Origin of the sequence: Pseudomonas putida, assembly GCF_022627325.1 — a bacterium.
Taxonomy (GTDB): domain Bacteria; phylum Pseudomonadota; class Gammaproteobacteria; order Pseudomonadales; family Pseudomonadaceae; genus Aquipseudomonas; species Aquipseudomonas putida_X.
The window spans coordinates 111,359-131,310 of the sequence record NZ_JAETZZ010000006.1; the positions used below are offsets into that span (position 1 = coordinate 111,359).

A 19,952-nucleotide genomic window follows, 5' to 3' on the forward strand; every position below is an offset into this window, starting at 1 on the left:
CCTGACCAGTCTCTCCAAAGAAGCCACAAGTGGCAGTAGAAAGGTATAAGCAAACGTGTCAGCGGTCAATTGCGATTATCGGCCGCTTGTTCGATAATCGCACGAAGCAGCGAATTTTTTGAGGTGAGCGATGAGTGACGAAATCCCGGCCAACGAATCTGCCAGCCCTGAGTCGGCACGCCAGAGCACCCCTGCCTTGGCGCCGCCAATCGTGGCCTCGCCAGCCAAGCGTATTCAGGCATTTACCGGTGATCCGGACTTCATGACCTCGCTGGCGCGGGGGCTTGCCGTGATCCAGGCATTCCAGGAGCGCAAGCGCCACCTGACCATCGCTCAGATCAGCCACCGCACCGAGATCCCGCGAGCGGCGGTGCGTCGTTGTCTGCATACCTTGATCAAGCTCGGCTACGCCACGACCGACGGGCGTACCTATTCGCTGCTGCCCAAGGTGCTGACGCTTGGCCATGCCTACCTTTCGTCAACGCCCCTGGCGGTGTCCGCCCAGCCTTACCTGGACCGCATCAGCGATCAGTTGCACGAAGCGGCCAACATGGCCACCCTCGAAGGCGACGACATCCTTTATATAGCCCGTTCGGCCACTGTCGAGCGGCTGATATCGGTCGATCTGTCGGTCGGTGGACGGCTGCCGGCCTACTGCACGTCGATGGGGCGCATTCTCTTGGCCGCCATGGATGACACCAGCTTGCGCGAGTATCTCGACCGCGCCGACCTCAAGGCCCGAACCAGCCGTACCTTGCATGATCCGGAGTCGCTGTTCGCGTGCATCCAGCAGGTGCGTGAGCAGGGCTGGTGCGTGGTCGATCAGGAACTGGAGCAGGGCCTGCGTTCGATCGCCGTACCGATTTACGATGCTTCCGGGCAGGTGCTTGCGGCGTTGAATGTCAGCACCCATGTGGGGCGTGTGAGCCGAAGCGAACTGGAGCAGCGCTTCTTGCCGATCCTGTTGGCGTCCAGTCGCGATCTTTGCCACCAGTTGTTTGGTTGAAACAACCCCCGCCCAACGCGCCGCTGTGCACCGTTATCGAACATGCCAACCGTTTCCTGTTCGATAAACGCACAGTGTCGCTCTGGACGAATTGCGCGCCCTGCATTGGCTGATTAATGTCTCCCGCAGCGGTCGGCTGTGCCGACCGAACAAGAAAAACACAAGAGGCGCACATCATGACCACTGTCACTTCGCTGCTGCGGCCGCACCCGCACGCAGTTGCGTTGTATCCAGGCTGACTCAGGCCGAACTCCCTCGACTTTGAACCCTGTACCTGTCGCCCTCGTGCAGTGGCTCGACTGTGCTCAATTTCTGGATAACAACAATGAACAAGCCACAACCTGTCGGGAACTGCCTCGACGTTCAGTCTTTCATCAACGAACAACCGCTGTCGCGCTATCAGTGGCGTGTAGTGATCCTTTGCTTCCTGATTGTCTTCCTCGATGGCCTGGACACGGCGGCCATGGGCTTCATCGCTCCGGCATTGTCCCAGGAGTGGGGCATCGACCGCGCCAGCCTTGGCCCGGTGATGAGCGCCGCCTTGATCGGGATGGTGTTCGGCGCCTTGGGTTCAGGGCCGCTGGCCGACCGCTTTGGCCGCAAGGTCGTGCTGGTGGGTGCGGTATTGGTGTTCGGTGGTTTCAGCCTGGCCTCGGCCTACGCCAGCAACGTCGACCAGTTGCTGATGCTGCGCTTTCTGACCGGCCTCGGCCTGGGCGCCGGCATGCCCAATGCCACCACGCTGCTTTCCGAATATACCCCGGAGCGCCTCAAGTCACTGTTGGTGACCAGCATGTTCTGCGGTTTCAACCTGGGCATGGCCGGTGGTGGGTTCATCTCCGCGAAGATGATCCCGGCCTACGGCTGGCATAGCCTGCTGGTAGTGGGTGGTGTGCTGCCACTGCTGCTGGTTGTGGTGCTGATGGTCTGGCTACCTGAGTCGGCACGCTTCCTGGTGGTGCGCAACCGCGGTACCGACAAGGTGCGCAAGACCCTGGCGCCGATCGCACCGGCCGTTGTCGCGCAGGCCGGCAGCTTCAGTGTGCCGGAACAGAAGGTTGTGGCGGCGCGCAACGTGTTCGCAGTGATCTTCTCCGGCACCTATGGCCTGGGCACGATGCTGCTGTGGCTGACCTACTTCATGGGCCTGGTCATCGTCTACCTGCTCACCAGCTGGCTGCCGACGCTGATGCGTGACAGCGGCGCAAGCATGGAGCAGGCTGCGTTCATCGGCGCGCTGTTCCAGTTCGGTGGTGTACTCAGCGCCGTGGCAGTAGGCTGGGCCATGGACCGTTTCAACCCGCACAAGGTCATCGGTATCTTCTACTTGCTGGCGGGCGTGTTCGCTTATGCAGTGGGGCAGAGCCTGGGCAACATTGCCGTGCTTGCCACGCTGGTGCTGGTAGCCGGGATGTGTGTGAACGGCGCGCAATCGGCCATGCCTTCGCTGGCGGCGCGGTTCTATCCGACCCAGGCACGTGCCACCGGTGTTTCCTGGATGCTCGGTATCGGCCGCTTTGGCGCGATTCTCGGCGCCTGGAGTGGCGCGACCCTGCTTGGCCTGGGCTGGAACTTCGAGCAGGTGCTGACGGCACTGCTGGTGCCAGCTGCACTTGCGACGGTAGGCGTGATCGTGAAAGGCCTGGTAAGCCACGCCGACGCGACCTGAGCCTGCGCTTGCGGGCCGCGTTGCGGCCCCACAAGAGAGGGTGGGTTGGATGACAAAATGTTCGATAACCGCACTAATAGTCGATTATCGGATTGTCAGCGACCCACCACTCTCCTTAATCTGGGCTCAACGTAGCACCCTGAACCGAGGTCCAGCGGGGTGCGCTGCGTGACTTTGAACCCCGCACCGCCGAGGCCCGTGGCCCACTGGCAGGAGAAGCTTGATGCGCGACGTATTTATCTGTGACGCTATTCGCACCCCGATCGGCCGCTTCGGCGGCGCCCTCGCTGGCGTGCGTGCCGATGATCTGGCCGCTGTACCGCTCAAGGCGCTGATCGAGCGCAACCCGGGTGTGAAGTGGGATCAGGTCGACGAAGTGTTCTTTGGCTGTGCCAACCAGGCCGGTGAAGATAACCGCAACGTGGCGCGCATGGCCCTGCTGCTGGCGGGCCTTCCCGAGACTATCCCGGGCGTGACCCTGAACCGCCTGTGCGCCTCGGGTATGGACGCCATCGGTACTGCATTCCGTGCCATCGCCAGCGGCGAGATGGAGCTGGCCATTGCCGGCGGTGTCGAGTCCATGTCGCGCGCGCCTTTTGTCATGGGCAAAGCCGAGAGCGCTTACTCGCGCAACATGAAGCTTGAGGACACCACCATCGGTTGGCGCTTCATCAACCCGCTGATGAAGCGCCAGTACGGTGTGGATTCCATGCCTGAAACCGCTGATAACGTCGCAGACGATTACCAGGTTTCGCGTGCCGATCAGGATGCATTCGCCCTGCGCAGCCAGCAGAAGGCCGCTGCAGCCCAGGCGGCGGGCTTCTTCGCCGAAGAAATCGTGCCTGTGCGTATCGCCCACAAGAAGGGCGAAACCATCGTCGAGCGCGACGAGCACCTGCGCCCGGAAACCACCCTCGAAGCACTGACCAAGCTCAAGCCGGTCAACGGCCCGGACAAGACCGTCACCGCTGGTAATGCCTCGGGCGTCAACGACGGTGCTGCTGCACTGATCCTGGCCTCGGCTGAGGCGGTGAAGAAGCACGGCCTGACCCCGCGTGCCCGTGTTCTGGGCATGGCCAGCGGCGGTGTGGCGCCCCGGGTGATGGGCATCGGCCCGGTACCCGCAGTGCGCAAGCTGACCGAGCGCCTGGGTGTGGCCATGAGCGATTTCGACGTCATCGAGCTCAACGAAGCGTTCGCCAGCCAAGGCCTGGCGGTGCTGCGTGAGCTGGGTGTGGCCGATGATGCACCGCAGGTGAACCCTAACGGCGGTGCCATTGCCCTGGGCCACCCGCTGGGCATGAGCGGTGCGCGCCTGGTACTGACTGCGCTGCATCAACTGGAAAAAAGCGGCGGGCGCAAGGGCTTGGCGACCATGTGTGTCGGTGTTGGCCAAGGCCTGGCGCTGGCCATCGAGCGGGTTTGACCTGTTCCGGCCCCTTCGCGGGCCAAGCCCGTTCTCACAGGGGACCACGCCTCCCATGTGAGGGCGGGCTTGGCCCGCGAAGGGGCCGGACTTATGCGACACAAGGCCAATAGCCAGCCCGGAAGCGGAACGAGTGTGTTACTAAGTATGTCTAGACCTACCTAGGACACTCCAGGAGTAAAGCCGTCATGACCTCAACCTACTACACCGGTGAAGAGCGCAGCAAGCGCATCTTCGCCATCGTCGGTGCCTCTTCAGGCAACCTGGTGGAATGGTTCGACTTCTATGTCTACGCCTTCTGTGCAATCTATTTTGCCCCGGCCTTCTTCCCCTCTGACGACCCCACCGTTCAATTGCTCAATACCGCGGGTGTGTTTGCCGCTGGCTTCTTGATGCGGCCTATCGGTGGCTGGATCTTCGGTCGCCTGGCGGACCGCCATGGCCGCAAGAATTCCCTGATGATCTCGGTGCTGATGATGTGTTTCGGCTCCTTGATGATTGCCTGTTTGCCTACCTACTCGAGCATTGGCACCTGGGCTCCGGCATTGCTGTTGCTCGCCCGTTTGATTCAGGGCCTGTCGGTCGGCGGCGAGTACGGCACCACCGCGACCTACATGAGTGAGGTGGCGCTGCGTGGCCAGCGCGGTTTCTTCGCATCGTTCCAGTACGTCACGCTGATCGGTGGCCAACTGCTTGCCGTGCTAGTGGTGGTGATCCTCCAACAAATGCTGACCGAAGAAGAATTGCGTGCCTGGGGCTGGCGCATCCCGTTCGTGGTCGGTTCCATCGCCGCGCTGATCTCGCTGATGCTGCGCCGCTCGCTGCACGAGACCAGCAATGCCGAAACCCGCAAGGACAAGGATGCAGGTTCCATCAAAGGCCTGTTCCGCAACCACACGGCGGCCTTCATCACCGTGCTCGGCTATACCGCCGGTGGCTCGCTGATCTTCTATACCTTCACGACGTACATGCAGAAGTACCTGGTCAACACCGCGGGCATGAGCGCCAAGAACGCCAGTTTCGTGATGACCGGTGCCTTGTTCCTGTACATGGTGATGCAGCCGTTCTTCGGCATGCTTTCCGACCGTATCGGCCGACGTAACTCGATGCTGCTGTTCGGTGCCTTGGGCACGTTGTTCACCGTGCCGTTGCTGATGGCGCTGAAAACCGTCAGCAGCCCGTTCATGGCCTTCGTGCTGGTGACCCTGGCACTGTGCATCGTCAGTTTCTACACCTCGATCAGTGGCCTGGTGAAGGCCGAGATGTTCCCGCCGCAGGTGCGTGCGTTGGGTGTGGGCCTGGCTTACGCGGTAGCCAACGCGATGTTCGGCGGCTCGGCCGAGTACGTGGCCCTGGGCTTGAAAAGCCTGGGGATGGAGAACACCTTTTACTGGTACGTGACGGCGATGATGGCCATCGCGTTCCTGTTCAGCCTGCGTCTGCCGAAACAGGCGGCGTATCTGCACCATGATGATTAAGGACGTTGCATGAGCAACCTACTGTTCGACGCCTATTTCACCGCCCCGGCCATGCGCGAGATCTTCTCTGACCGCGGCCGCCTGCAAGGCATGCTCGATTTCGAAGCTGCCCTGGCCCGTGCCGAGGCCGCTGCCGGCCTGGTGCCGCTCAGCGCGGTTGCGGCCATCGAGACAGCCTGCCAGGCCGAGCGCTATGACGTTCGTGCGCTTGCCGATACCATCGCCACGGCAGGCAACTCGGCAATCCCGCTGGTCAAGGCGCTGGGCAAGGTGGTCGCCAGTGGTGTTCCCGAGGCCGAGCGCTATGTGCACTTGGGCGCCACCAGCCAGGATGCGATGGATACCGGGCTGGTGCTGCAGTTGCGTGATGCACTGGGGCTGATCGAGGCCGACCTCGCAGCGCTGGCCGAAACCTTGTCGCGCCAGGCCCTGCAGCACGCCGACACACCACTGGTGGGGCGTACCTGGCTGCAGCACGCCACCCCGGTGACCCTGGGCATGAAACTGGCCGGCATCCTGGGCGCCGTTACCCGCCACCGTCAACGGCTGCAGGAGCTGCGTCCGCGCTTGCTGGTACTGCAGTTCGGTGGCGCCTCCGGCAGCCTGGCGGCCTTGGGCAGCAAAGCTATGCCGGTCGCCGAGGGCCTGGCTGCACAGTTGAAACTGACCTTGCCCGAGCAACCCTGGCACACCCAGCGCGACCGCCTGGTGGAGTTCGCCTCGGTGCTGGGCCTTGTTGCCGGTAGCCTCGGCAAGCTGGGCCGCGATGTCAGCCTGCTGATGCAGACCGAGGCGGGTGAGGTGTTCGAGCCTTCCGCGCCTGGCAAGGGTGGGTCGTCGACCATGCCGCACAAGCGCAACCCGGTGGGCGCGGCAGTCCTGATCGGTGCTGCCACCCGGGTTCCGGGGCTGCTATCGACGCTTTACGCAGCCATGCCCCAGGAGCACGAGCGCAGCCTCGGCCTGTGGCATGCCGAGTGGGAAACACTGCCGGAGATCTGCTGCCTGGTTTCAGGCGCCTTGCGCCAGGCCCAGGTGATCGTCGAAGGCATGGAGGTGGACGCCGAGCGCATGCGCCGTAACCTCGACCTGACCCAGGGCCTGGTGCTGGCCGAGGCGGTGAGCATCGTTCTGGCCCAGCGCCTCGGCCGCGACCGCGCCCATCACTTGCTCGAGCAATGCTGCCAGCGCGCAGTCGCCGAACAGCGCCATTTGCGCGCTGTGCTGGGCGACGAGCCGCAGGTGACTGCCGAACTGACCGAACAGGAACTCGACCGTCTGCTCGACCCTGCCCATTACCTTGGTCAGGCCCGCGTCTGGGTGGCGCGCGCCGTGGCTGAACATCAACGTTTCACTGCCTGAAGGAGACCGCTGTGGCGCATTTGCAACTGGCCGATGGCGTACTGAACTATCGACTCGATGGCCCGGATGATGCCCCGGTGCTGGTGCTGTCCAACTCCCTGGGGACCGACCTGGGCATGTGGGACAGCCAGATTCCGCTGTGGAGCGAGCATTTCCGTGTACTGCGTTACGACACCCGCGGTCACGGCGCTTCGCTGGTCACCGAGGGCCCCTACAGCATCGAGCAACTGGGCGGTGATGTGCTGGCGCTGCTCGATGCGCTGGATATCGCCCATGCCCACTTCGTCGGCCTGTCCATGGGTGGCCTGATCGGCCAGTGGCTGGGGATCAATGCAGGCGAGCGCCTGCACAGCCTGACCCTGTGCAATACCGCTGCCAAGATCGCCAATGACGAGGTGTGGAATACCCGCATCGACATGGTGCTCAAAGGCGGGCAGCAAGCCATGGCCGACCTGCGCGACGCCTCGATCGCTCGCTGGTTCACCCCCGCTTTTGCCCAGGCTCAACCTGAGCAGGCGCAGCGCATCTGCCAGATGCTCGCGCAGACCTCTCCACAGGGCTATGCCGCCAACTGTGCGGCGGTACGCGATGCCGATTACCGTGAACAACTCGGCCGTATCCAGGTGCCTACGCTGGTTGTCGCCGGTACCGAGGACGTGGTGACCACGCCGGAACATGGCCGCTTCATGCAGGCCGCGATCATCGGTGCCACCTATGCCGAATTCCCGGCAGCGCACCTGTCCAACGTCGAGATCGGCGAGGCGTTCAGCCTTCGCGTACTTGACTTCCTGCTGGCTCGCTGAGGACTCTGCCATGGATGAGAAACAACGCTACGACGCCGGCATGCAAGTACGCCGCGCGGTACTGGGCGATGCCCATGTAGATCGCAGCCTGGAAAAACTCAACGACTTCAATGGCGAGTTCCAGGAAATGATCACCCGCCATGCCTGGGGTGATATCTGGACCCGCCCGGGCCTGCCACGGCATACGCGCAGCCTGATCACCATCGCGATGCTGATCGGCATGAACCGCAACGATGAGCTCAAGTTGCACCTGCGCGCAGCGGCCAACAACGGCGTGACCCGTGATGAGATCAAGGAAGTGCTGATGCAGAGCGCTATCTACTGTGGTATCCCGGCGGCCAATGCCACCTTCCACCTGGCAGAGTCGGTGTGGGATGAGCTGGGTGTAGAGTCTCGTCAACAGCCGTGAAGCTCACGCCTGTAGGGGCGGCCTTGGGTCGCGCCTACACAGAGCGCAGCGCCACCGGCCCGGCATTGGCCTCCACAGCCTGCTTGAGCGCCGGGCACATGCCCAGCATGAATGCCGCTTCTGCCACCACGAACAGCGGCCCTATGATCAGCCCACTGATATCGTCGACGAACGCAGGCTTGCGGCCTTCGTAGTAATGCCCGACGAACTGGATGATCCAGCCCAGCACGAACGCTCCTGCCCCAGCACTGAGCCACAGCGCGGTGCTTTGCAGCGCCAATGCCTGGCCAACCCATAGGCACAGCCCCAGCAGCAAGCCCATCACCAAGCCGAAACGCAGGTCCAGGCGCAGGTAGAACCACACCGACGCCGCAGCGGCCAGCAGGGCAGGGGACAGCCACACCCCGGCCACGTCCCAGCCTGGGCGCGACAGCAGGATGGTCACTGCCAGCACGATCAGCGGAATGCCGACGAAGTGGGTAGCGATATTGCGTGGGTCGCGGTGGTAGCTTGCGTACTGGCTCAGGTGTTCGACGAGGTTTTTCATTGTCGTTCCTCCCTCGGTGGCCTGCCTGCATGGGGGTAGCCTGTGCCGCCGTGGTGGGGGCACAGGCCACTCATGATGCTCAGCATAGCCTGTGGCGCACCACCATCATCAGCTTAGCGAATGGTGGCACTGCGCATGGCAGATGGCCGGGGGATCACAACAGGCTCAACGGATAGCTGACGATCAACCGGTTCTCATCGAACGCGTTGGTGCTGAAGTCCCTGCGCATGGTGGAGTTGCGCCATTTCACAGAAAGATCCTTGAAGGACCCCGACTGCACCACGTAGGCCAGTTCGGTTTCCCGCGCCCATTCCTTGCCGTCGTCGATGCTGCCAGAGGTGACATTGTCACCTTTGATGTAGCGGTTCATCAGGGTCAGCCCGGGGATACCGACGCTGACGAAGTTGAAGTCATGGCGCACCTGCCAGGACCGTTCCTTGGCATTGTCGAAGCTGGAGTTGTAGCTGTCGTTGGCCAGGGTGCCACCGCTGGTGCCGTTGACCCGCAACCAGGCATCGTCGCCACTGACTTTCTGCAGGCCGACGTAGAAGGTGTTGCCCTTGTAGCGTGCAGAGAGCATCGCCGAGGCAGTGCGGTTGTCGAGCTGGCCTGCACGTTCGGCGCCGTCTTCCTTGCCGATGAAGTAGCCGAGGTTGGCGCCCAGGGTCCATTCGCCCAGCGGCTGGCTATGTACCAGGTTGATGTACTGCTGACGGTAGATGTCCTTGAGCTGGGCATCCCACACGCCGATCATCGTGCGCTTGTCGTTGAAGGTGTATTCGCCACCGCCAAAGTTGAAACGATCGGAGGTGAACGCCGCTCGGCCGTTGAGCGACATGTCTTCCATGCTGGCGTCGTTGCGTGGGCTGTTGGCGCGGAACTGACCTGCGTACAGGGTCAGGCCCTCGATCTCTTTCGAGGTGAGTTGGCCGCCACGGAAGGTCTGCGGCAGCGACCGGCCGTCATCCGAGCGCAGGATCGGCAGCACGGGCATCCATTCGCCTACTTTCAGCTCGGTCTGCGACAGCTTGGCTTTCAGCGCAACGCCCAGGCGGCCGAAGTCGTCGGCAGGCCGGCCGTCATCGTGGACCGGTAGCAGGTTGGTGTTGGTGGTGCCTTTGCCGCCGTCGAGCTTGACCGAGTACATGCCCAGCACATCCACGCCGAAGCCTACGACGCCCTGAGTGAAGCCGGAGCGGGCATCGAGGATGAAACTCTGTGTCCATTCCTCGCCCTTGGCTTGGGAGTGCGCCGGGTCGACGAAGTTGCGGTTGATGTAAAAGTTGCGCAGGTTGAGGGTGGCCTTGGCGTCCTCCATGAAACCACCTTCGGCGGCCAATGCGGGGAGGGCGCAGGAGATGGCCAACAGGCCGGGCAGCAGCTGGCGTGCGGGGTGCGAAATGCTCATCTGTCGTGGATCTCTTGTTTTTATTGGCGAACCGGTGCGCTGCAGCGTGCGGCCTGCAGGGCGGGTCTTTTCTGTCAAATTGGCAACGTGTTGCTGGGGAGGATGGTGCGGGGGAGGGCAGCGGTGAGGCAATTCGCCGCAAGCGGAAGCGGGCGATAATCGAACGGAATGTTCCAGGTGGTTAATTATTTGTCAGGCAGCGTGGTGATGTAAAAACATCCCTGGAAGTCATGCCAGCCAGTAAGCGTTTTCAGGGCCGCAAAGCGGCCCCAATACGCCGGACTGACTTGCACCACCGCCAGGGATGGGCTTGGTGCTTTCAACCCGAGCACTCAGCTCTTCGGTGTTGCCGCCGATGCCTGCTGATTGGCCTGGCCAGTCTTCTCATACCAGCCACCGCCGAGCGCTTTGTACAGGTTGACCTCGCTGGTCAGCTGCGACAGGCGATCGGTGATCAGTGACTGCTGTGCACTGAACAGGTTGCGCTGGGCATCGAGGAAGGTCAGGTTGCTGTCGATGCCGATGCGGTAACGGCGTTCGGCCAGGCGGTAGTAATCCTGGTTCGCTTGCACCAGGTCACGTTGCGCCTGCAACTGCTCTTCGAAGGTCTTGCGCGCCGCCAGGCCATCGGAGACTTCCTGGAAGGCGGTCTGGATGGTCTTTTCATACTTGGCGACGTTGATGTCCTTCTGGATCTTCGAATAGTCCAGGCTGGCCTTCAGGCTGCCGGCGTTGAAGATCGGCAGGTTGATCTGCGGCTGGAACAGCCAGGTCCCCGAACCACCCTTGAACAGCCCGTCCATGTCCGGGCTCAGGGTGCCCGCGTTGGCGGTCAGGCTGATGCTCGGGAAGAACGCTGCTCGCGCTGCGCCAATGTTGGCATTGGCGGCCTTGAGCAGGTGTTCGGCTTCCTGAATGTCCGGGCGGCGCTGAAGAAGGTCCGACGGCAGGCCAGCCGGCACTTCCGCCAGCTGGTCGGCATCGAGCTCCAGCGGCTTGGGCAGGTTGGCCGGGATGCCGGTACCCACCAGCACAGCCAGGCTGTTGAGGTCCTGGGCTACCAGGCGCTGGTATTGCGAGTACTTGACCCGTGCCCCTTCCACAGCGGTGCGCGCCTGGCTGAGGTCGAGCGCCGACGCCACACCGACTTCGTTGCTGCGGCGGGTCAGGTTGTAGCTTTCTTCGTAGGTCTTGAGCGTTTCTTCGGTCAGCTTGAACAGCGCCTGGTCGGCCTGCCAGGTGTAGTAGGCGTTGGCCACGCTGGCCACCAGGGCGATCTGCGTGGAGCGACGCGCCTGCTCACTGGACAGGTAGGTTTCCAGAGCCTGCTCGGTCAGGCTGCGTACGCGGCCGAACAGGTCCAGCTCATAGGCGCTGACACCCAGGGTGGCCGAGTACTGGCTGGTGATGTTGGCTTCGCCGGTGGTCGACAGGTCAGCCGGGACGCGCTGGCGGCTGCCGCTACCAGTGGCCGAAACCGCCGGGAACAGGTCAGCGCGCTGGATGCGGTACTGCGCACGGTAGGCATCGAGGTTCAGCGCCGCCACGCGCAGGTCGCGGTTGTTGACCAGCGAAGTCTGGATCAACTGCTGCAGTGCCGGGTCGTGGAAGAACTGGCGCCAGCCCTGTTCGGCGGCGGCCACATCGGCCGACTCGGTCGGCGAGTACGCAGGGCCTTGCGGCCACTGCGCAGCCACCGGTGCTTCCGGGGTCTGGTAGTCAGGGATCAGCGAGCAGCCGCCGAGAATGAAAGCGGTTACCGCAAGGGACAACAAAGACTTGGTCATTGCCCAGCCTCATAACGTGGAGTTTCAGGGGTGGCGTCCTTTTCCGGCTTTTTGCTGCCGAACAGCGACGACACTGCGACGAAGAACAGCGGTACCCAGAAGATGGCCAGCACGGTCGCACTGATCATGCCGCCAATTACCCCAGTACCGATGGCATGCTGGCTGCCCGCGCCCGCGCCGCTGGAAATGGTCAACGGTACCACGCCCAGGATGAATGCCAGCGAAGTCATGATGATCGGGCGAAGACGCATGCGGCATGCCTCGATCGCTGCGTCAAACAGGCTCTTGCCTTGCTCGTGCAGTTCCTTGGCGAATTCCACGATCAGGATCGCGTTCTTCGCCGCCAGGCCGATGGTAGTCAGCAGGCCGACCAGGAAGTACACGTCATTGGACAGGCCGCGCAGGCTGGTGGCGATCAGCGCACCGATGATGCCCAGTGGAACGACAAGCACGACGGCGATCGGGATCGACCAGCTTTCATACAGTGCAGCCAGGCACAGGAACACGAACAGGATCGAGAGGGCGAACAGTGCCGGCATCTGCGAGCCGGAGAGTTTTTCCTCGTAGGACATGCCGGTCCAGGAGTAGCCGATACCGTCCGGCAGTTCGCCAGCGATACGCTCCACCTCGGCCATGGCTTCACCGGTACTGTAGCCTGGGGCCGGGGCACCGAGGATTTCCATCGCCTCGACACCGTTGTAGCGCGAGAGCTTGGGCGAACCGTAGGTCCACTCGCCGGTGGCGAAGGACGAGAACGGCACCATCTCGCCTTCGCCGTTGCGCACGTACCACTTCTGCAGGTCTTCCGGGCTCATCCGGGCGTTCGCTTCGCCCTGGATGTACACCTTCTTGACCCGGCCGCGGTCGATGAAGTCGTTGACGTAGCTGGCACCCAAGGCAATCGACAGGGTGTTGTTGATGTCGGAGATGGTCACGCCCAGGGCGCTGGCACGTTCGTCATCGATGGTCAGCTGGTACTGCGGCTCATCGTTCAGGCCGTTCGGGCGCACGCCGCTGAGCACCTTGCTCTGGCCAGCCTTGGCCAGGAACTGGTTGCGCGCTTCCATCAGTTTTGCATGGCCGACGCCCCCACGGTCCTGAAGGAATACGTCGAAGCCGGTGGCGTTACCCAGTTCCATTACCGCAGGCGGCGCGAAGGCGAACACCATCGCATCACGGAAGCTGAAGAAGTGCTGCTGGGCACGCTCGGCCAGGCCGAACACGCTGTTCTCCTTGGTGCGCTCGTCCCATGGCTTGAGCATGATGAACGCCATGCCCGAGCTTTGCCCGCGACCGGCAAAGTTGAAGCCGTTGACGGTGAACACCGACGACACGGTATCGGCTTCGTCCTTGAGCAGGTAATCACGCATGTTGTCGATCACCACCTGGGTGCGCTCGGCACTGGAACCGGCCGGGGTCTGTACCTGGGCGAACAGTACGCCCTGGTCTTCCTCTGGCAGGAACGCGGTAGGGATGCGGGTGAACAGCCAGATCATGCCGACGACAATCAAGACATAGCCCAGCAGGAACGGCACCTTGTTGCGCAGGATGGTGCCCACGCTGCGCTCGTAGCCGGTCACGCCGCGGTCGAAGTTACGGTTGAACCAGCCGAAGAAGCCACCTTTGGCTACATGGTGCTCGCCCTTTTTGAGTGGCTTGAGCATGGTGGCGCACAGGGCCGGGGTGAAGATCAGCGCCACCAGCACCGACAGGCCCATGGCCGAGACGATGGTGATGGAGAATTGCCGGTAGATCACCCCCGTGGAGCCGCCGAAGAAGGCCATCGGCAGCAGTACTGCCGACAGTACCAGGGCGATGCCCACCAGCGCGCCCTGGATCTGCTCCATCGACCGCTTGGTTGCCTCTTTGGGCGGCAAGCCTTCCTCGGACATGACCCGTTCGACGTTCTCCACCACGACGATGGCGTCGTCCACCAACAAGCCAATGGCCAGAACCATGGCGAACATGGTCAGGGTGTTGATGCTGAAGCCCGCTGCGGCAAGGATGCCGAAGGTGCCCAGCAATACCACCGGTACGGTCATGGTGGTAATGATGGTGGCGCGGAAGTTCTGCAGGAACAGGTACATTACCAGGAATACCAGGACCACGGCTTCGATCAGGGTGTGGATAACCCCGCTGATCGATTCGGTGACCACCGGTGTGGTGTCATACGGGAATACCGCCTTCACCCCTGGCGGGAAGAACGGCTCCAGCTCGCTGATGGTCTTGCGCAAGGCCGTGGCGGTATCCAGGGCGTTGGCACCGGTTGCCAGCTTGACCGCAAGGCCCGAGGCCGGCTTGCCGTTGAACTGGGCGCTGATGGCGTAGTTTTCGCCACCCAGGCCGACCTGGGCAACATCACTCAGGCGCACCTGCGAACCGTCGCTGTTGACCTTGAGCAGGATCTTCTCGAACTGCTCGGCGGTCTGCAGGCGGGTCTTGCCGATGATGGTGGCGTTCAGCTGGGTGCCCGGCATCGCAGGCAGGCCGCCGAGCTGGCCGGAGGAGACCTGCACGTTCTGCGCGGCGACCGCATTCTTGACGTCGACCGGGGTCAGCTGGAACTTGTTCAGCTTGGCCGGATCGAGCCAGATACGCATTGCGTACTGTGCACCGAATACCTGGAAGTCACCCACACCTGCCGTACGCGAAATCGAGTCCTGCATGTTGGAAACGATGTAGTTGGCAAGGTCATCCTTGGTCATGCTGCCGTCTTCGGACACCAGGCCGATCACCATCAGGAAGTTCTTCACTGCCTTGGTGACGCGGATACCTTGCTGCTGCACTTCCTGCGGCAGCAGTGGGGTGGCCAGGTTCAGCTTGTTCTGTACCTGAACCTGCGCGGTATCAGGGTTGGTGCCCTGCTCGAAGGTGGCGGTGATGGTCATGCTGCCGTCGGAGTTGCTCTCCGAGGACACATAACGCAGGTTGTCGATGCCGTTGAGCTGCTGCTCGATCACCTGCACCACGGTGTCCTGCACGGTTTGCGCCGAGGCGCCCGGGTAGGTCACGGAGATGGCGATAGCCGGCGGCGCGATGCTCGGGTACTGGTTGATCGGCAGCTTCAGGATCGACAAAGCGCCGACGAGCATGATCACCAAGGCGATCACCCAGGCGAAGATCGGGCGATCGATAAAGAACTTCGACATGGTTTACTCCGCTTTGGCGTCTGCTTTGGCCGCGCTGGCCTGATCAGGGCTGCCCGGTTTCTTGACGTTGGTGGCATCGCTGACCTTGACCTCGACACCTGGGCGCACGTACTGCAGGCCTTCGGTGATCAGGCGGTCGCCCGGGTTCAGGCCTTCTTCGATCAGCCAATCGCTGCCCAGGGTGCGGCTGGCCTTGAGCTGGCGCAGTTCGACCTTGTTCTGCTGGTTGACTACCAGCGCAGTGGGTGCACCCTTGAGGTCACGGGTCACGCCTTGCTGCGGGGCCAGGATGGCATTGCTGTTGACCCCGGCCTTGAGCCGCGCGTGCACGAACATGCCGGGCAGCAGGGTGTGGTCAGGGTTGGGGAAGATGGCGCGCAGCGTCACCGAACCTGTGGTCTCGTCGACCGCCACTTCGGAGAACTCCAGGCGACCTTCCTGCTTGAACAGGCTGCCGTCTTCAAGCACCAGCTGGACGGAGGCGGCGTTGTCGCCGGACTTCTGCAGCTGGCCACTTTCCAGGTCACGACGCAGTTTGAGCAACTCGGCGGTGGACTGCGTGACATCGACGTAGATCGGGTCGAGTTGCTGGATGGTAGCCATGGCATTGGTCTGGCCATTGCTCACCAGCGCACCTTCGGTGAACGACGAGCGACCGATGCGGCCACTGATCGGCGCCAGTACCTTGGTATAGCGCAGATCGATCTGGGCGCTCTTGAGCGCGGCCTCGGCCTGCAATCGTTTGGCATTGGCGTCGTCGTATTCCTGCTTGGACACCGCCTGTTCGTCGATCAGCTGCTTGTAGCGCTCGGCCAGCGAACGGGTAGCCTGCAGGTTGGCCTGGGCGTTGGCCAGGGTCGCCTCGTAGACGGCAGGGTCGATCTGGTACAGCTGCTGACCGGCCTTGACGTCGCTGCCTTCCTTGAACAGGCGCTTGAGAATGATGCCATTGACCTGGGGGCGCACTTCGGCAACGCGATAGGCGCTGGTACGCCCCGGCAGCTCGGAGGTCAAGGTGAAGGCCTGGGGCTGGATTGTCACGACGCCGACCAGAGGAGCCTGTGCTGCGGGCGCGGCTTCTTCTTTCTTACAGCCACTTAGCAGAGTTGCCAGGGCGACGGCGGAAACCAGAGCGGTAACGGCTGGCTTGAATTGCATGAGGATCCTCGGGTCGCTAGAGCAGGGAGACGCTCAAGAGTAATGGAAGAGTCTTGTCAGAAAAAATGCTATCAGGTTGGATAAATAGCTTACTAACGAATATACTTACATTCATGGTTGTTTGTAAATACCGTAGGGTGGTACTTGGCTACTATCCGGCCCCTTGATTAGCCCATCCGGAGGCGCCCTTCAGAGGTGACCCCGGCGGATTCCCCACCGGCAGCGTGCCTGTGGGCCCAGATGAGGTTGTACTGCCATGGTCCGTCGAACCAAAGAAGAAGCCCAGGAAACCCGAACTCAGATCATCGAGGCGGCGGAAAAGGCTTTCTACAAGCGTGGGGTTGCGCGAACCACCCTTGCTGACATCGCCGAGCTGGCGGGCGTGACCCGCGGTGCCATCTACTGGCATTTCAACAACAAGGCGGAGTTGGTGCAGGCGCTGCTCGACAGCCTGCACGAAACCCATGACCATTTGGCGCGGGCCAGTGAAAGCGAGGACGAGCTGGACCCTCTCGGCTGCATGCGCAAGCTGCTGTTGCAAGTGTTCAACGAGCTGGTGCTCGACGCCCGGACCCGGCGTATCAATGAGATCTTGCATCACAAGTGCGAGTTCACCGATGACATGTGTGAAATTCGCCAGCAGCGCCAAGGCGCGGTGCTGGATTGCCACGAAGGTATTACCTTGGCGTTGGCCAATGCCGTACGCCGTGAACAGTTGCCGGCCGGGCTGGATGTGGAGCGAGCGGCCGTGGCCCTGTTTGCCTATGTCGATGGCCTGATCGGGCGCTGGTTGCTCCTGCCAGACAGCTTCGATCTGTTGCGCGATGCCGATAAATGGGTGGACACCGGGCTGGATATGCTGCGCTGGAGCCCGGCGTTGCGCAAATGACACTTTGTTAAGGATTGTGAGGGAGTGTTTTCCCTGAGTATTAAGGGATGATTAATACCTTCAAGGTGTGCCCCTAGCGTCCACGCAACTGCCGGTCTGGCAATGCCACCGCCGCGACCAGCCCGAGCATCGCCACTGCGGCGCTGCCCAGCAGCAGGTGCCTGAAGGTTTGCAGTAATCGTGCCTGGGTTGCTGGGTCCGCTTCGCCTGCCTGCAGGCTCCCCAGCAACGGATTACCCAGCAACTCGAACCCACCCTGATGCAGCAGTGCCAGCAGTACGCTGGACATGCATGCCACGCCCATCGCGCCGCCCAGTGAGCGGAACAGGTTGGTCGTGCTGGTAGCCACGCCGATGTCCTTGCTGTCCACGGCGCTCTGTGTGCCTACCAGCGATGTCGGGAACTGCAGCCCGCAGGCGATCCCCGTGCACAGCATGAAGAGCGCGCTGAGTACGCCCGACTGTGGTGGGGTGATGGCCATGGCGAAGATTGCCACCGGCATCAGCAACGCACCGGCGAGGATCTGCGGCTTGTAGCGGCCAGTGAAGCTGGTCATGCGCCCGCCGGTGAATGCACCGATAGGCAAGCCGATGGCCAAAGGCAGCAGGTGTAGCGCCGCGCTGTCGGCCCCGGCCCCGGTGATGCCCTGGTAACGCAGGGGCATCAGCATGGTCAGAGAGATCGATTGGAAGCTGGCGAAGAAAATCACCGCCCAGCACAGCACGGCAACCCGGTTGCCGAACAGCCCCAGTGGCAGCAATGGCTCCTGGCAACGACGTTCATGCCCGATGAACAAGGCCGCGCCAAGCCCGGCGCAGGCGAACAGGGCCACCACGGCAGGCGCAGTCCAGGCATGGCCCTGGCCGACCAGGGTAATGCCCAGCAGCAGGCTGCCCAGGCCAAGGATCAACAAAACCGCCCCCACATAGTCCACCTGAGCCCGCCGCCGTTGCACGGGTATGCCCCGTAGAGCGCGATGGAGGGCCCACAGGGCGATCAAGCCCAAGGGCAGGTTGATCCAGAACACCCAGCGCCACGACAGGTATTCGGTCAGCCAGCCACCTAGCACCGGCCCTGCCACACTCGCTGCGGCATACATGCTGCTGAAATAGCCCTGGTAGCGCCCACGCTCGCGCGGCGGCACGAAGTCGCCGATGATCGCCTGGCTCACCGAGACCATTCCGCCCGCACCGATGCCTTGCAGTACGCGCGCCAGCACCAGTTGCTGCATGTCTTGGGCCAGGGCGCAGGCGAAGGAGGCCAGGGTGAACAGACTGATGCCGGTAAGGATCATGCGCCGGCGCCCATACAGGTCCCCCAGCTTGCCGTAGATCGGCACCGCCACGGTCATCGCCACCATGTAGCCCGAAATCACCCAGGCCAGCAGCCCGACGTCATTGAACTGCGCGGAAATGGCGGGCAGTGAGACGGCGACGATGGTCTGGTCCAGGGCGCCAAGGAAAATGGCCAGCATCAACGCGTTGAGCACGTTACGCAGGCCGGCAGGAGGCAGGGCGGCGGTCACGGGGGTACCTTGTTTGAAGGACGGCGGTGGCTTGGCCGGCCCGCGAAACGGGTCGGCATCAAATGTGCAATTGTAACCCGACTTAGATAGCTACCTATCCACTATCTGCATCGCCTATGCAAGATCGGCATTGGCGCATTCATCCAGTGCTGCATGGCCGCGTGATATCGTGCATAGGCCGCAGAGCCTTGAATCCTGGGGTTGCACCAGCGTGGTGCAACATTATGTCGCAGGTTTCCAGTGCCGCTGTTTCCCACACCTTTTATTCCTCTGCCTGCATGTCGAGCATGACCGCCCAGATGGCGACGGTTGGAACAGGTCAGGTAGACCCGATTCAGGGGTCGGTAGCAACCGTTCAATTTTACGTATAAGCGGAGTGATCATGCCCAAGGCTTCCCATCAAGATCTGCGTTTTGCCTTCCGCGAGCTGCTCGCTTCAGGTTCCTGCTATCACACGGCGTCCGTGTTCGACCCGATGTCGGCGCGTATTGCCGCTGACCTGGGCTTTGAAGTCGGCATTCTCGGCGGCTCGGTCGCCTCGCTGCAGGTGCTGGCCGCACCAGACTTCGCCCTTATCACGCTGAGTGAGTTCGTCGAGCAGGCTACCCGCATCGGCCGGGTGGCCCAGCTGCCGGTGCTCGCCGATGCCGACCACGGTTATGGCAATGCGCTGAACGTCATGCGCACGGTCGTCGAATTGGAGCGCGCCGGTGTGGCTGCGCTGACGATCGAAGACACGCTGCTGCCGGCCCAGTTCGGGCGCAAGTCCACCGACCTGATCCCGGTCGAGGAGGGCGTTGGCAAGATCCGTGCGGCGCTGGAGGCACGGGTAGACGCGTCGCTGTCGATCATCGCCCGGACCAACGCCGGTGTGCTCAGCACCGAAGAAATCATCGTGCGCACGCAGAGCTACCAGAAGGCCGGTGCCGACGCCATCTGCATGGTGGGTGTCAAAGACTTCGAGCAACTGGAGCAGATTGCCGAGCACCTGAGCGTGCCGCTGATGCTGGTGACCTATGCCAACCCGAACCTGCACGACGATGAGCGCCTGGCGCGCCTTGGCGTGCGGATCGTGGTCGATGGCCATGCCGCCTATTTTGCCGCGATCAAGGCCACTTATGACTGCCTGCGCCTGCAGCGCGGTCGGCAGAACAAGTCGGAAAACCTCACCGCCACCGAGCTGTCGCACACCTACACCCAGCCTGAGGACTACATCCGCTGGGCCAAGGAATACATGAGCGTCGACGAGTGACCGGCATGGCGCCGTTCCGCCTGGCGGGCGGCGCTCAACGGGCAAGCACCCTAGGGCATTCGTTGGCCGGTGCTTGCCGATACT

14 protein-coding genes and 1 pseudogene are annotated in these 19,952 nt (G+C 62.5%); 9 read left to right on the forward strand and 6 right to left on the reverse strand.

Annotation, left to right across the window (positions count from 1 at the left end; translation table 11 throughout):
* Window positions 1-180 precede the first annotated feature (180 nt).
* The 7 genes and pseudogenes from pcaR to pcaC all read left to right on the forward strand — a co-directional run.
* Window positions 181-1,006: pseudogene (gene pcaR, locus JNA92_RS11540) on the forward strand (pca regulon transcriptional regulator PcaR); the annotation flags it as partial.
* A 325-nt stretch (window positions 1,007-1,331) separates the two neighbouring features.
* Window positions 1,332-2,675, forward strand: coding sequence for an MFS transporter (locus JNA92_RS11545; RefSeq protein WP_241804780.1), 1,344 nt, complete (start codon window positions 1,332-1,334; stop codon window positions 2,673-2,675).
* A 220-nt stretch (window positions 2,676-2,895) separates the two neighbouring features.
* Entirely contained in the window at window positions 2,896-4,101 is a 1,206-nt protein-coding gene (gene pcaF, locus JNA92_RS11550) for a 3-oxoadipyl-CoA thiolase (RefSeq protein WP_241804781.1), read from the forward strand.
* A gap of 188 nt (window positions 4,102-4,289) precedes the next feature.
* On the forward strand, window positions 4,290-5,579 hold the full coding sequence (locus JNA92_RS11555; protein ID WP_241804782.1) for an MFS family transporter: 1,290 nt from the start codon (window positions 4,290-4,292) through the stop codon (window positions 5,577-5,579).
* A 9-nt stretch (window positions 5,580-5,588) separates the two neighbouring features.
* Window positions 5,589-6,941, forward strand: coding sequence for a 3-carboxy-cis,cis-muconate cycloisomerase (locus JNA92_RS11560; RefSeq protein ID WP_241804783.1), 1,353 nt, complete (start codon window positions 5,589-5,591; stop codon window positions 6,939-6,941).
* Between the two features lie 11 nt (window positions 6,942-6,952).
* The gene (gene pcaD / locus JNA92_RS11565) at window positions 6,953-7,744 is read left to right on the forward strand and encodes a 3-oxoadipate enol-lactonase (RefSeq protein WP_241804784.1); all 792 of its coding nucleotides are present in this window, start codon (window positions 6,953-6,955) and stop codon (window positions 7,742-7,744) included.
* A 10-nt stretch (window positions 7,745-7,754) separates the two neighbouring features.
* Complete coding sequence (pcaC, locus tag JNA92_RS11570) at window positions 7,755-8,153, forward strand: 4-carboxymuconolactone decarboxylase (RefSeq protein WP_241804785.1); 399 nt, start codon at window positions 7,755-7,757, stop codon at window positions 8,151-8,153.
* Between the two features lie 34 nt (window positions 8,154-8,187).
* Here the strand turns inward: pcaC and JNA92_RS11575 are convergent, their stop codons facing one another.
* The 5 genes from JNA92_RS11575 to ttgA form a co-directional block, all read right to left on the reverse strand.
* On the reverse strand, window positions 8,188-8,700 hold the full coding sequence (locus JNA92_RS11575) for a DUF962 domain-containing protein (RefSeq protein WP_241804786.1): 513 nt from the start codon (window positions 8,698-8,700) through the stop codon (window positions 8,188-8,190).
* 154 nt (window positions 8,701-8,854) lie between these two features.
* Window positions 8,855-10,108 carry an OprD family porin gene (locus JNA92_RS11580; protein ID WP_241804787.1) on the reverse strand — a complete coding sequence of 418 codons (1,254 nt, stop codon included), beginning with the start codon at window positions 10,106-10,108 and terminating at the stop codon, window positions 8,855-8,857.
* Window positions 10,109-10,440: 332 nt separating this feature from the next.
* A complete protein-coding gene (locus JNA92_RS11585) occupies window positions 10,441-11,895 on the reverse strand; it encodes an AdeC/AdeK/OprM family multidrug efflux complex outer membrane factor (RefSeq protein WP_241804788.1) in 1,455 nt (484 codons plus the stop codon).
* Window positions 11,892-15,044: a multidrug efflux RND transporter permease subunit TtgB gene (ttgB, locus tag JNA92_RS11590; RefSeq protein ID WP_241804789.1), complete on the reverse strand. Its 3,153-nt coding sequence runs from the start codon at window positions 15,042-15,044 to the stop codon at window positions 11,892-11,894. The genes JNA92_RS11585 and ttgB overlap by 4 nt, the downstream gene beginning before the upstream one ends.
* A 3-nt stretch (window positions 15,045-15,047) precedes the next feature.
* A complete protein-coding gene (gene ttgA, locus JNA92_RS11595; RefSeq protein WP_241804790.1) occupies window positions 15,048-16,202 on the reverse strand; it encodes a toluene efflux RND transporter periplasmic adaptor subunit TtgA in 1,155 nt (384 codons plus the stop codon).
* 256 nt (window positions 16,203-16,458) lie between these two features.
* Here ttgA and ttgR point away from each other — a divergent pair, with 256 nt between their 5' ends.
* Window positions 16,459-17,091 carry an efflux transport transcriptional regulator TtgR gene (gene ttgR / locus JNA92_RS11600; RefSeq protein WP_241804791.1) on the forward strand — a complete coding sequence of 211 codons (633 nt, stop codon included), beginning with the start codon at window positions 16,459-16,461 and terminating at the stop codon, window positions 17,089-17,091.
* Between the two features lie 73 nt (window positions 17,092-17,164).
* On the opposite strand, the gene JNA92_RS11605 is transcribed toward ttgR, so the two are convergent.
* Window positions 17,165-18,616 (reverse strand): MDR family MFS transporter, encoded by a 1,452-nt coding sequence (locus JNA92_RS11605; RefSeq protein ID WP_241804792.1) that lies wholly within the window; start codon window positions 18,614-18,616, stop codon window positions 17,165-17,167.
* A gap of 382 nt (window positions 18,617-18,998) precedes the next feature.
* Here JNA92_RS11605 and JNA92_RS11610 point away from each other — a divergent pair, with 382 nt between their 5' ends.
* On the forward strand, window positions 18,999-19,868 hold the full coding sequence (locus JNA92_RS11610) for an isocitrate lyase/PEP mutase family protein (protein WP_241804793.1): 870 nt from the start codon (window positions 18,999-19,001) through the stop codon (window positions 19,866-19,868).
* Window positions 19,869-19,952 lie beyond the last annotated feature (84 nt).

Coding starts and splice junctions, on each gene's coding strand:
- pcaC (WP_241804785.1), top strand. CDS start 7,755: ATGGATGAGAAACAACGCTACGACGCCGGCATGCAAGTACGCCGCGCG.
- JNA92_RS11580 (WP_241804787.1), bottom strand. CDS start 10,108: ATGAGCATTTCGCACCCCGCACGCCAGCTGCTGCCCGGCCTGTTGGCC.
- JNA92_RS11545 (WP_241804780.1), top strand. CDS start 1,332: ATGAACAAGCCACAACCTGTCGGGAACTGCCTCGACGTTCAGTCTTTC.
- JNA92_RS11575 (WP_241804786.1), bottom strand. CDS start 8,700: ATGAAAAACCTCGTCGAACACCTGAGCCAGTACGCAAGCTACCACCGC.
- ttgA (WP_241804790.1), bottom strand. CDS start 16,202: ATGCAATTCAAGCCAGCCGTTACCGCTCTGGTTTCCGCCGTCGCCCTG.
- ttgB (WP_241804789.1), bottom strand. CDS start 15,044: ATGTCGAAGTTCTTTATCGATCGCCCGATCTTCGCCTGGGTGATCGCC.
- JNA92_RS11610 (WP_241804793.1), top strand. CDS start 18,999: ATGCCCAAGGCTTCCCATCAAGATCTGCGTTTTGCCTTCCGCGAGCTG.
- ttgR (WP_241804791.1), top strand. CDS start 16,459: ATGGTCCGTCGAACCAAAGAAGAAGCCCAGGAAACCCGAACTCAGATC.
- JNA92_RS11585 (WP_241804788.1), bottom strand. CDS start 11,895: ATGACCAAGTCTTTGTTGTCCCTTGCGGTAACCGCTTTCATTCTCGGC.
- JNA92_RS11555 (WP_241804782.1), top strand. CDS start 4,290: ATGACCTCAACCTACTACACCGGTGAAGAGCGCAGCAAGCGCATCTTC.
- JNA92_RS11560 (WP_241804783.1), top strand. CDS start 5,589: ATGAGCAACCTACTGTTCGACGCCTATTTCACCGCCCCGGCCATGCGC.